The organism is Amycolatopsis sp. NPDC049691 (assembly GCF_040675005.1).
Lineage (GTDB): Bacteria > Actinomycetota > Actinomycetes > Mycobacteriales > Pseudonocardiaceae > Amycolatopsis.
This window is the reverse complement of record NZ_JBFANX010000013.1, coordinates 198,594-211,358: the sequence shown is the minus strand read 5'-3', so window position 1 is coordinate 211,358 and position 12,765 is coordinate 198,594. Positions and strand designations below refer to the sequence as shown.

Sequence of the window (12,765 nt, the reverse complement as noted above, 5' to 3'; positions counted from 1 at the left end):
TGGTGTTGTTCAGCGGCCGGTGATGACGAGCGTCGTCACGGAGTTGGCGGGCAGGGTCAGCTTCGAGGTCGCGGCCAGCCCGGTGATCTCCCTGGTCTGCGGCACGATGGCGGCCGGCGCGGCGAGGCTGTTGCGCCCCGCCGGGTCGCCGGTGAGCGTGGTGAGCGTCCCGGTTCCGTCGACCGCGGTGACGCCGGTGAGCGCCAGCCGCGCCGTCTGCACCTGACCGGTCGGGTTGACGAGCTTGACCGTGAAGGTCTTCTTGCCGCTCTTGGTGGTCACGTTGACCACCTGCCGCAGCGGGCTGCCCTGGTTGAGGCGGCTGGACACGATCTGCTTGCCGAGCGTGCTGGAGAACATCTGCTGCACCCAGTACGACGGCGAGGCGTAGCTCGTCCCGGCGTCGAAGCCGATCAGGTTGACCGGCCAGTTCGACTGGTTCTCCTGCACCAGCACCGGCGCGTACATCGAGCCGATGACGACGTCGCTGTTGCGTTCGAGCCCGGTGAGGAACGCGGCTTCGCCGATGGCGGCGGCCAGCGTGCCGGTGGGCCTGCCGTCCTGGGCGCCGTACTCGCCGACGAGGATGTCCGGGCCGGAGCGGTCCGCGGTGTCGTAGCGGGTGGAGTTGTCGGTGAACCACTGCGGCGACTGGTAGTAGTGGTCGTCGGCGGCGTCCGGGCGCACCCCGGTCGAGGTGCTCGACGCGGCCCCGCCCTGCAGGCCGCCGGTCGTGGCGATGACGGTCAGCTGCGGGTACTTCGCCTTGATGGCGTCGTACATGTCCGTGAAGCGCCAGGCGTAGCTGCCCGAGCCGTCGAACCAGTCCTCGTTGCCGACCTCGACGTAGTGCAGGTCGAACGGTGCCGGGTGCCCGTCGGCGACCCGCTTCGCGCCCCACGTCGTGGAGGCGTCGCCGATGGCGTACTCGATCTCGTCGAGGGCTTCCTGGACGTACTGCGGGTAGTCGGCCTGGTCGACGTGCTGGCCGTTGAGCGTGTAGCCGGCGAACAGGGCCAGCAGCGGCTGGGCGCCGATGTCCTCGGCCAGCTTGAGGTAGTCGAGGATGCCGAAGCCGTCGGTGGACCAGTAGCCCCACGCGGTGTTCTGGTGGCCGGGCCGCTCCTCCGGCTTGCCGATGGTGTTCTTCCAGGCGAACCGCGTGTCGAGGGTGTTGCCTTCGAGGTAGTTGCCGCCCGGGACGCGGAACAGGCCGAGCTTCATGGCCGCGAGCTTCTGCCCGAGGTCGAGGCGGACGCCGTGGTTCTTGAAGGTGGGCGGGAACAGCGAGACCTGCTGGAACCAGGCGTCCCCGGTCAGGGCCGTCTTCCCCTTGTTAACCAGGGAGACGACGATCCGGTTGTCGGTGGACGCGGCGATGGTCGACGGCGTGGTGAAGCTGAACGTCTGCTGCGACCACGCGGGGCCGACCGGCTGGAGGTCCTTGCTCGCCAGGACCGTGCCGTCCGGCTTCTCCAGGCTGACGCGGACCGCGCCGGTCCAGGTGCCCTTGCCGAAGAAGCTGCCCGTGTACTTGGTGGACGGTTTCGCGGCGATGCCGTAGTAGCCGACGTTGGCCGCGGCGATCCGGCCCGCGGCGGGGACGGTGTCGGCGTGCAGCTTCAGCGAGCGGTCGAGCGCGGTGTTGAGCGGGGTCGCGGTGTCGATCGCGTACGTACCGGTCGCGCCGGCCGAGGTGACCAGCGACCAGTACGGGACCGGGGTGTCGCCGGCGCCGCTGCCGCGCTGGTAGGCCTCCTTGAAGGTGCGGTTGCGGACGAGTTCCGCGTAGAGCCCGCCTTCGACGGAGTGGCTGATGTCCTCGAGGATCGAGCCGTAGGTCGTCGGCCGGGTGTTGGCGCGGACGACGTTGGCGTCGACCGCCAGCTGGTTGGCACCGGCCAGGGTGCCGATCTGGGCTCCGGTCAGCGGGAAGCGGCGCAGCTCGACCTCGTCGACGGCGCCGGTGAACCCGGATCCCACGGTCAGCGGCGCGGCGGCGGTGCCCGAAGCCGCGCACGCCGCAACGTCCAAAGTGGTCCCGGTGGGGGTGCCGCAGCTGCTGGTGACCGCCGCCGCGTCGCCGTCGGCATAAACGGTGAGCCGCTGCGACGCGCGGTCGAGCACGAGGGCGGCGTGGTGCCAGTCGCCGTCGGCGAGGCCGCCGCCGGTCGTGGTCACCTGGATCGTGCCGACGTGGGCGGTGAGCTTGCCGCCGGTGACGCCGAGGGCGTACCCGTCGCCGTGGTCGACGAGGGTGCCGTCCGCAGTGGTGCGGAACCAGGCGGCCAGCGAGAGCGAGCCGGTGCCGGTGTCGAACGCGGGCGAGGTACCCATGTCCACAGTGGACTTGCCGTCGAACTGGACGGCCTTGCCCGCCGCGCCCGCGGTCCACGTCGCCCCGCGAAGGGTGCCGTCGGCGGCGTTCGCGCTCGAATCGCGGGCGACCGTGCCGGAGCCTTCGTCGAAGTGCCACGATCCGCTCGCGGCCAGCGAAGCGACGGCGGACGCGGTCAGCGGCGTCGGGTACGCGCGGACGTCGTCGATGCCGCCGGCGAACCAGTCCGCCGGAGCGCCCGCCCACTTGCCGCGGCCGATCTCCAGGTGCCCGGTGGCGGTCCACGGCGTGGTGAACGGGACGCTCTGCTGCAGGGTTCCGTTGACGTACAGGGAAAGCGTGCCCGCCGCGCGGTTGTAAACGCCGACGAGGTGCTGCCACTGGTCGGCCTGCGCGGGCAGCGTGGACACCGCCGAGGACGACGCCGTGTCGCCGTCGCCCGCGCGGCGGGTGAAGGCGAACCGGCCGTCGGCCGCGCGCTGGAGGTAGAAGCCGCTGATCGCCGAGCCGTCGACGCTCACGGCGGTGCGGAAGCCGGTGGCCGCGGTCGGCTTGACCCACGCGGACACCGAGAAGCTCTGCGCGGTGTCGACGACCGGCGCCGGGGCGTCGATCGCGGCGTCGGTGCCGTTGAGCACCGCGCCGTGCGGGCCGACGACGCCGTCGCCCCAGGTCGCGCCGCCGGTGAGGGTGGCGGTGCGCGCGTCGAGGGAGTCGTCGGCCGCCGTGGTGCCGGTGCCTTCGTCGAGGGTCCAGTGCCCGGCGATGGCCAGGCGGGCGGCGTCGGCCGCGGTCAGCGCGCCGCTGTAGGCGCGGACGTCGTCGATCGAGCCGTCGACGTAGTCCACCGGATTGCCGCCGTACTTGCCGCGGCCGATCACCAGGTGGCCCGTACCGGCCCAGCCCGCGGGCGCGGCGACGGTGGCCTGGCGGGTGCCGTCGACGTACAGCGACAGCGTCGACGCCGCCGCGTCGAACACGCCGGTGAGCTGGTACCACTGGCCCACGACGGGGTCGAAGTTCGCGCCGGCGACGACGCCGTCGGCGGGGGCGTCCCCGGCCAGGCGCGTGAAGGCGAACCGGCGCGAGTCGTCCCGGAACTGCAGGAAGAAGTTGCTGACCTGGGTGCCGTCGACGCTGACGAACGTCTGGAAGCCGGACGTCTTGTCGAGCTTCACCCAGCTGCTCACGGAGAAGCTCTTGGTCGTGTCGAGCACGGGCGCGCCGGCGTCGGCGAAGCCGCTGGTGCCGTCGGTGGTCAAGGCACCACCGCGGATCCCCGGGCCCCAGCCGGCGCCGGAGTTCAGGGTGGCGGGGTGGTCGCCCGCGGTGTCGGCGGCGGTGCTCCCGCTGCCGTCGTCGAACGTCCAGTGCCCGGCCAGCCCCGGCTCCGGGTCGGCCGCGGCGGTCGTCACGGGCAGCGCGGAGAACAGGGTGAGGGCCGCGAGCACGGCGAGGGGACGGCGGGTTCTGCGGAGCATGACTCCCCTTCAGCGGGTCCGTCGGGTCACGAGGCGTTGCAGGACGATGAAGACGAAGAGGAGCGCGCCGGTGATGATCGAGGTCCACCAGGAGTTGAGGGTGCCGTCGAAGGTGATCAGCGTCTGGATGATGCCCAGCACCATGATCCCGAGCACGGTGCCCAGCACGTAGCCGGAACCGCCGGTGAGGATGGTGCCGCCGATGACCACCGCGGCGATCGCGGTCAGCTCCAGGCCGACGCCGTTGAGCGGGTCGCCGGACGACTTGTACAGCACCAGCAGCAGCCCGCCCAGCGCCGAGCAGAATCCGCTGATGGTGTACACCGCGATCTTCGTGCGGTCGGTCTTGAGACCCATCAGCATCGCCGACTGCGCGTTGCCGCCGATCGAGTAGACCGTGCGCCCGAACCGCGTGAAGGCCAGGACGTACACCGCCGCGAGGACGACGACGAGCGCGACAACCACGCTGATCGAGATGTGCAGTTCCCCGCCCAGCGGGATCTGCGTCTGGGCGAGGGTGGCGATCGTCGGGTTGTCGATCGAGTACGCCTCGGTGCTGATCGTGTAGCAGAGCCCGCGGGCGAAGAACATCCCGATCAGCGTGGCGATGAACGGCTGGATCTCGAAGAAGTGGATGAGCGCGCCCATCCCGGCGCCGAGCAGCGCCCCGATCACCAGCACCACCGCGATCGCCGCGTAGGCGGACCAGCCGTGCTTCTGCATCAGGTCGCCGGAGACCACTGTGGACAGTGCGACGACCGAGCCGACCGACAGGTCGATGCCGCCGGTGAGGATCACGAACGTCATCCCGATCGCGACCACGAGCAGGAAGGCGTTGTTGATGAACAGGTCGAGCACGACCTGGCCGGACCCGAAGGCCTCGTACTGGGCGGCGCCGAAGATGTAGGCGGCGATCAGCAGCGCCATCGTCGCGAGGATCGGGACGTGCCGCTGCTGCGGCCGGTAACCCTTGATGCGGGTGAGCGTGGTCACGCCGTGACCTCCACCTTCTCCGGAGCGGACGCGGGAGCCGGCGCGGCCGGGCGGGCCTTGCGGCGGCGGAGCTTGCGACGGAACGCGGGCGACTGCAGCAGGCACACCGCGAGCACGACCAGTGCCTTGAACAGCATGATCGCCTCGGGCGGGATGCCGAGGGCGTAGACGGTGGTGGTCAGCGTCTGGATGAGCAGCGCGCCGATCACCGAGCCGCCGAGGGAGAACCGGCCGCCGGTCAGCTGGGTGCCGCCGACGACGACGGCGAGGATCGCGTCGAGCTCGATGAACAGCCCGGCGTGGTTGGCGTCCGCGCTGTGCACGTTCGCGCTGATCATCAGCCCGGCGATGCCCGCGCACAGCCCGCAGAAGACGTAGACGAGCCAGGTCAGCCGCGCCGAGCGGAGCCCGGCCAGCCTGCTCGCCTCGGGGTTGCCGCCGACGGCTTCGACGAGCATGCCGAGCGCGGAGCGGCGGACCAGCAGCGAAGCGAGCACGAAGACGAGCAGGGCGATGAGGATCGCGCTCGGCAGCGTCAGGACGAACCCGCTGCCGATCCACTCGAAGGGCGCGGAGTTGATCGTGATGATCTGGCCGCCGCTGATCAGCTGCGCGATCCCGCGGCCGGCGACCATCAGGATCAGCGTCGCGATGATCGGCTGGATGCCCAGCTGGGCGACGAGCCAGCCGTTCCAGACCCCGAGCACCAGGGACAGGCCCAGTGCCAGCCCGACCGCGACGAGCGTGGCGCCCACCCCGTCGGGGTGGTCGGCGATCCAGAGGCAGGCGAGCGAGCCGCTGATCGCGACGACCGCGCCGACCGACAGGTCGATGCCGCGGGTGGCGATCACCAGCGTCATGCCGATCGCGATGAGGATCAGCGGGGCGCCGTTCTTGAGGATGTCGACGAGGTTCCCGTAGAGGTGGCCGTCGCGCAGCTCGATCGAGAAGAACGCCGGGCTCGCGACGAGGTCGCCGGCCAGCAGGGCCAGCAACGCCACCACGGGCCAGAAGAGCCGGTGTTTGGTCATCCCTTTCACGCCTGCACCCCTTCGGCCATCGTGGCCATGATGTCGTCCGCGGTGAGTCCCTGGTTTTCCCGCTGCGCCACCACTTTCCGGTCGCGCAGCACGACGACGCGGTGGCTCAGCCGCAGGACTTCCTCCAGCTCGGCGGAGATGAACACGACGGCCATGCCGTCGGCCGACAGCTGGGTGACCAGCCGCTGGATCTCGGTCTTGGCGCCGATGTCGATGCCGCGGGTGGGCTCGTCGAGGATGAGCAGCCGCGGCTCGGTGATGAGCCAGCGGGCCAGCAGCACCTTCTGCTGGTTGCCGCCGGACAGGTTGCCCACCAGTGCTTCCGGGTCGGCGGGCCGGATGTCGAGCGCCTTGACGTACTTCTCGGCGATCTCGTCCTGGCGGCGGCGCGACAGCGGCCGCGCCCAGCCGCGGGAGGCCTGCAGCGCCAGGACGATGTTCTCCCGCACGGTCAGTTCCTCGACCAGCCCCTCGGACTTGCGGTTCTCCGAGAGGAACGCGATGCGGTGGTCGAGGCCGGCCCGCGGGGTGCGCAGCGCAGTGGCGGTGCCGTCGATCGTCACCGAGCCGCTGTCGGCGTGGTCGGCGCCGAAGAGCAGCCGGGCGAGCTCGGTGCGGCCGGAGCCGAGCAGCCCGGCGAGCCCGACGACCTCGCCGGCGTGGATGTCGAGGGTGAACGGCTCGATGCCGCCCTTGCGGCCGAGGTCTTCGGCGGCCAGCAGCACCGGCGCGCCGGCGACCTCGGCCCGGGTCGGCCCGGACTCCTCGAGCGTCTCGAGGACCTGCAGCTCCTTGCCGATCATCTTGGTGACCAGGTCGACCGGCGTGATGTCCGCGGTGCGGTACTCGCCGATCAGCTTTCCGTTGCGCAGCACGGTCATCCGGTCGGCGACGGCGAAGACCTGGTCGATGAAGTGGGAGACGAACAGGATCGCCATCCCTTCGTCGCGCAGCGAGCGCACGACCTTCAGCAGCTGCTCGACCTCGCCGGTGTCCAAACTGGACGTCGGCTCGTCGAGGACGAGCACCCGCGCTTCGACGTCGAGCGCGCGGGCGATCGCGACCAGCTGCTGCACCGCGATCGAGCAGGTGCTCAGCTCGGCCGAGACGTCCACGTGGACGTCCAGCCGGGCCAGCAGCTCCTCGGCCCGCCGCCGCATCGGGCCCCACTGGATGCGGCCGAAGCGGCGGGGTTCCCGCCCGAGGCAGACGTTCTCCGCGACGGACAGGTTCGGGCAGAGGTTGACCTCCTGGTAGACCGTGCTGACGCCGGCCCGCTGGGCCTCGCCGGGCCCGCTGAAGGCGACCTGCTCGCCGTTCAGCTCGATCGTGCCCGCGTCCACCCCGTACACACCGGTCAGCACCTTGATGAGGGTGGACTTGCCGGCGCCGTTCTCGCCCATGAGGGCGTGGACTTCGCCGGGGTACATCCGGAACGCGACGTCGTCCAGGGCGAGGACGCCGGGGAATTCCTTGCGGATACCGCTCATCCGCACCATGGGCTGCGGTTCAGGCATTGCGTGCTCCGGGGTGGGCGCGGGACTTCGGTCAGTACTGGCGCTGCGGCAGGGCGGCCTTCGCCGACGCCTGGTCGAACTCGGTCTCCTGGGTCTCGATGCGGGCGGGCACCTGCTCGCCGGCGGCGACCTTCTTGACCAGGTCCATCAGCTGCGGGCCGAGCAGCGGGTTGCACTCGACGACGTGGTTGATCTTGCCGTCGGCCAGTGCCGTCAGCGCGTCCTTGACGCCGTCGACCGAGACGATCTTGATGTCCTTGCCCGGGACCTTGCCCGCGGCCTCGATCGCCTCGATGGCACCGAGGGCCATGTCGTCGTTGTGGGCGTAGAGGACGTCGATCTTGGGCTGGGACTTCAGGAAGGCCTCCATGACCTCCTTGCCCTTGGCGCGGGTGAACTCACCGGTCTGCGACGCGACGATCTTGTACTTCGGGTCCGCCGCGATGACGTCCGCGAAGCCCTTCTTGCGGTCGTTGGCCGGTGCCGAACCCGTGGTGCCCTGCAGCTCGACGATGTTGACCTGGCCGGTGGCGCCGGCGAACTCCTTGGTCAGCCACTCCCCCGCCTTCTTGCCCTCGGCGATGAAGTCCGAGCCGAGGAAGGTCTTGTAGAGCGACTTGTCCGGCGAGTCGATCGCCCGGTCGGTGAGGATGACCGGGATGTTGGCCGTCTTGGCCTCCTTGAGCACGGTGTCCCAGCCGGACTCCACCACCGGCGAGAAGGCGATGACCTTGACCTTCTGCTGGATGTAGGAGCGGATCGCGGAGATCTGGTTCTCCTGCTTCTGCTGCGCGTCGGAGAACTTGAGCTCGATGCCCGCGGCCTTGGCCGAGTCCTGGATCGACTTGGTGTTCGCCGTCCGCCACCCGCTCTCGGCGCCCACCTGGGCGAAGCCGAGCGTGATCGCCCCGCCGGAGCCACCGGAGGAGCCACCACTCCCGCAGGCGGTGAGCAGCACGAGTCCGGCCGCCGCGGCCGCCGCGGCGGCCCATCGCTTCTTCAGCACGTTCACTCCTCGATCGACGGTGATCATTGTTGTTAGCGTTAACATTCGGAGCTGGTCTTCTTCTGCCGGGCGCGTTCGCGGTGCTAACGCGGCCCGGTGCTCTCGCGGACGATCAGCTCGGGCACGACCAGGGCCCGCGCGTGCCGGTCGCCCCCGTCCATCCGCTGGGTGAGCAGGCCGAACGTGCGCCTGCCGACTTCGATGAAGTCCTGGCGCACCGTGGTCAGCGGCGGCGTGAAGTACGCCGCCTCGGGGACATCGTCGAAGCCCGCGACACGCACGTCCCGCGGCACCGAGATGCCGGCTTCGGCGAACGCGCGCAGCAGCCCGAGCGCCATCTGGTCGTTGCCGGCGAAGACGGCGTCCAGGTCGCGCTCCTTGGCGAGGGATCGCCCCGCCTCGTAGCCGGAGCGCGAGCTCCAGTCACCCCGGATCACCTGCGGCACGTTCGCGCCGTGGCGTTCGAGGGTTTCCCGCCAGCCCGCTTCGCGGTCGCGGGCTTCCAGCCAGTCTTCGGGTCCGGCGACGTGCCAGACGGTCCGGTGCCCGAGGGCCAGCAGGTGCTCGGTGGCGCGGCGGGCGCCGTCGCGCTGGTCGACGGAGATGACCGGGACCGGCGCGGCCTCGCCGCCGCCGACCGCGACGACCGGGAAGTCCGCGGGTGCGGCTTCCAGGGCCCGGCCGGCGGTGACGTGCGGGGCGATGACGATGACGCCTTCGACGGCCTGGCGGCGGAGGTTCTCCACCGCGTCCGCGATCGAAGACCGGCCCGGACGGCTCACGCTGGAGATCGTGATCGCGTACCCGGCTTCGCGGGCGGCGTTCTCGATGCCGTAGAGCGTGCTGGCCGGACCGTACAGATTGGACTCGAGCGCGACGACGCCGAGCGTCCCGGTGCGCCCGGTGACGAGCGCCCGGGCCGCGGAGTTCGGGCGGTAGCCCAGTTCCTCGATCGCGGCGAGCACCCGGGCGCGGGTTTCCGGCCGCACCGGACCGGTCCCGTTGATGACCCGGGAGACGGTCATGTGCGACACGCCCGCCACGCCCGCGACGTCGGTCAGGCTGGGCTGCCGCGTGCCGGCCGCGGTCACCTTGACGGGGCCGCCGGAGCGGGGTCGTTCGGCCACCGGCGTCCCCTTTCGCACACCTCGTCGTGGTCCCCGTCACCCGTTCCGGTGACGGCGAGGAGTCAGTGTTAGCGATAACACCGGCGGGGTCAAGCCTGGGTCGCGTAACGGTCTAGTCACGTAAGCCGGCGGGGTGGCGGGTCGTGGCTTCACCGCCCGACCTGCGGGAAAGCCGGTGGGTTATTCACCGGGTGCCGGGAACACGGGTGTTCAAGGGGCATGTTCGGCCCGCACGCGGGCCCTCAGAAGGCGACCGAAGCCGCCACCGGGAGGTGGTCACTGCCCGTCGCGGGCAACGTCCACGCCGCCACCGGCCGCAGCCCCGCGACGAAGACCTGGTCGATCCGCGCCAGCGGGAGCCCGGCCGGCCAGCTGAACCCGAAACCGTTTCCGGCCGCCTCCTGCGCCGAGCGCATCCGCGCGGTGATCGGGTCCAGGGCCCGGTCGTCGGCCGTGCCGTTGAAGTCGCCGACCAGCACGGTGCGCGCCGACGGCTCCTCGGCCACGGCGCCGGCGAGCAGGCCGATCGCTTCGTCGCGGCCGTTCGCCGTGAACCCCGCCTCCAGCCGGACCCGCACCGAAGGCAGGTGCGCGACGAACACCACCACCGGGCCCTTCGGAGTGTCCACAGTGGTCCGCAGCGCGCGGGTCCACGGCATGATCGCGACCGGGCGCGTGTCGCCCAGCGGGAAGGTGCTCCAGATCCCGACCGTGCCCTGCACCGAGTGGTGCGGGTAGGCCGCGGCGAGCGCGTCTTCGTACTTCGGGATTTCGGACTTCTTCAGCTCCTCCAAGGCGATCACCTGTGCACCGGACGCGGCCAGCGCCCGGGCGGTGCCCGCCGGGTCCGGGTTCTCGTCGTTGACGTTGTGCGACACGATCGTCAGGTCGCCGCCGGCTTCGGTCTTGTCGATCAGCCTGCCGCCGAAGATCCCGCCCCACACCAGAACCGGCAGCAGCAGCGAAACGAGCGCGAGCGCCGACCGCCGGAGCAGCGCCGCCACGAGCAGCGGGAGCACGAGCAGGCCGGTCCACGGCAGGAACGTCTCCAGCAGGCTGCCCGCGTTGCCGGCCCAGTTGGGCACCAGCGGATGCGCGAGGATCAGGAGCGCCGTCAGTGCGGAAAACACCGCGATCACGCGCCCGCGGCGCCAGGTTCCGCGGTCCGACGCGGTTTCGAGCACCGCCGTCATCGAGTGGCCGCCGGCAGTTCCCGCTGGATGGCGGCGATGAGCGTCCGGCTGTTCTCCAGCGCGGCCCGCAGCCCTTGCGCCGGGCTCCCGCCCGGGTTCTGGTGCAGGACGACGCCGAGGATGAGCGCGCCGCCCGGCCCCTTCGCCGCCCACATGAGCGCCCCGCCGGCGGCGGTCGACGAGCCGGTCTTCAGCCCGATCACGCCGTCGCGGCCGAGGAGGGTGTTGGTGTTGACGACACTCGGCACGCCGTCGACGCGGAGGCTCGTGGTGGCGACGATCTCGCGGATCACGGCGTTGCGCATCACCTCGCGGGCCAGGCGAAGCTGGTCGGTGGCGGTGCTCGTCGTCGAGTCTTCGACACCGCTCGCGCCGGTGTAGGTCGTGTCGGTCATGCCGAGCGCGGCGGCCGCGCGGTTCATCTTCCCGACGAAGTCCTCCTGGCTGCCGGCGTCCCAGCGCGCGAGCAGCCGGGCGGCGTTGTTGCCGGACGGGACGAGCATGAGCGCCAGCAGGTCCCGCTCGCTGATCTCCCGCCCGGCCCGCAGGGCCACGGTCGACTCCTCGCGGGAGGTCGACTCGGCTTCGGCCTGCTCGTCGACGGTGACCATCGGGCCCGCTTCGCCCGGGGCGAGCGGGTGGTCCTTGAGCACCACGTAGGCGGTCATCACCTTGGTGACACTGGCGATCGGCACGGGCCGCTGCTCCCCGCGGCTGCCGAGCGAGCCCAGGCCCTGGACCTCGGCGCTGGCCTGCCCGTCGGCGGGCCACGGCAGCGGCAGGTCGACAACGGGCCGGGCGGCGCTCGCGCGGCCGTCGACCGAGGGCGGGAACAGCACCCAGCAGGCCGCGGCGAGCGCCACCGCCAGGGCGGCGGCCAGCCCGCCGGCGACGGGTGGGATGCGGGTACGGGCCATGGGTCTCCTCCGGGTGCCGGGGCGCTTCGCAAGCGCACACCGTCACTGTGTCCGGGGAAGATCGCCGGGCCGTCGGCGTTGTTCGACAGGTCTGAACCAGGAATGTCCCGGTTCTGTACCAAAGAACGGCGCGGGACCGGCTCCTCTCCGCCGCGCACGGAGGGGAACCGGTCCCGCTGTCTCGGCCCGCTCAGCTCACGTGGACGTAGTCGACCACGAGCTGCTGCGGGAACTGGGTGCTGCCGTCGGGGTCACCGGGCCAGTAGCCGCCGACCGCCAGGTTCAGGATCACGAAGAAGTCGTGGTTGAACACCCACTGGTTGCCGCCGACGTCGGCCGGCGTGCGGGTCTGGTAGGCGTTGCCGTCCACCGACCACACGATGCGGTCGGCGGACCAGTCGATCGCGTACGTGTGGAAGTCGTCGGAGAAGTTCGGGCCGGTGTAGGCCGCGCCGATGCCGCCCGAGCCCGAATAGCCGGGGCCGTGGATGGTGCCGTGCACGGTGTTCGGCTCGAACCCGACGTTCTCCATGATGTCGATCTCGCCGCACTGCGGCCAGCCGGCGCTGCCGATGTCGGAGCCGAGCATCCAGAACGCGGGCCACATGCCCTGCCCGCGCGGTAGCTTCATCCGGGCCTCGACGTGCCCGGAGGACGCCGTGAACTTGCCGGAGGTGTTGAGCCGCGCGGAGGTGTACTCGCAGGCGCCGTACCAGCAGTTCTTGCCGATGTTCTCCTTCTTCGCGGTGATCACGAGGTGGCCCCGGCCGTCGAGGGCGGCGTTGGCGGTGCCGTCGGTGTACCACTGGCGCTCGTGGTTGTTCACGTTGTCGCCGGTCTCGTGGACCCACTTCGAGCCGTCGACCCCGCTGCCCGCCGGGCCGTCGAAGTCGTCGCCGAAGCTCGCGAGGGTCCCGGCCGGCGCGGCCTGGCCCTGCGGCGCGGTCACCACGGCGCCTGCCACGAGCAGGGCCGCGGGCGCCGCCAGCAGGCGGGCGGTCCGCCGCCATCGGGCGGAGTTCCTGGTCGACATCGTCGTCGCCCCTTCCGTTCCGCGGGCGACGGCTGGCGGCTCACCGGCGCCCTATTTGTTGTCGAACGCAACAAAGTATGGACGGGCCGGTGGCGAAGAACAAGGCTATCCGGTCGGACA

General features: G+C 71.1%; 8 protein-coding genes and 1 pseudogene. All 9 read right to left on the bottom strand.

Annotation, left to right across the window (positions count from 1 at the left end):
• Positions 1-9: 9 nt before the first annotated feature.
• On the bottom strand, positions 10-3,819 hold the full coding sequence (locus tag AB0J40_RS28310) for a LamG-like jellyroll fold domain-containing protein (RefSeq protein WP_364458319.1): 3,810 nt from the start codon (positions 3,817-3,819) through the stop codon (positions 10-12).
• A gap of 9 nt (positions 3,820-3,828) precedes the next feature.
• The gene (gene yjfF, locus AB0J40_RS28305; protein ID WP_364458316.1) at positions 3,829-4,812 is read right to left on the bottom strand and encodes a galactofuranose ABC transporter, permease protein YjfF; all 984 of its coding nucleotides are present in this window, start codon (positions 4,810-4,812) and stop codon (positions 3,829-3,831) included.
• The gene (locus AB0J40_RS28300; protein WP_364458313.1) at positions 4,809-5,843 is read right to left on the bottom strand and encodes an ABC transporter permease; all 1,035 of its coding nucleotides are present in this window, start codon (positions 5,841-5,843) and stop codon (positions 4,809-4,811) included. The genes yjfF and AB0J40_RS28300 overlap by 4 nt, the downstream gene beginning before the upstream one ends.
• A gap of 5 nt (positions 5,844-5,848) precedes the next feature.
• A complete protein-coding gene (locus tag AB0J40_RS28295) occupies positions 5,849-7,351 on the bottom strand; it encodes a sugar ABC transporter ATP-binding protein (RefSeq protein ID WP_364458524.1) in 1,503 nt (500 codons plus the stop codon).
• Between the two features lie 49 nt (positions 7,352-7,400).
• A complete protein-coding gene (locus AB0J40_RS28290; protein WP_364458521.1) occupies positions 7,401-8,381 on the bottom strand; it encodes an ABC transporter substrate-binding protein in 981 nt (326 codons plus the stop codon).
• Positions 8,382-8,458: 77 nt separating this feature from the next.
• Entirely contained in the window at positions 8,459-9,502 is a 1,044-nt protein-coding gene (locus AB0J40_RS28285) for a LacI family DNA-binding transcriptional regulator (protein ID WP_364458310.1), read from the bottom strand.
• Positions 9,503-9,744: 242 nt separating this feature from the next.
• Positions 9,745-10,695, bottom strand: coding sequence for an endonuclease/exonuclease/phosphatase family protein (locus tag AB0J40_RS28280; RefSeq protein WP_364458307.1), 951 nt, complete (start codon positions 10,693-10,695; stop codon positions 9,745-9,747).
• A complete protein-coding gene (locus AB0J40_RS28275) occupies positions 10,692-11,612 on the bottom strand; it encodes a serine hydrolase (protein ID WP_364458304.1) in 921 nt (306 codons plus the stop codon). Before AB0J40_RS28275 ends, AB0J40_RS28280 begins: the two co-directional genes overlap by 4 nt.
• 193 nt (positions 11,613-11,805) lie before the next feature.
• Positions 11,806-12,645: pseudogene (locus AB0J40_RS28270) on the bottom strand (glycoside hydrolase family 16 protein); the annotation flags it as partial.
• Between the last annotated feature and the right edge of the window lie 120 nt (positions 12,646-12,765).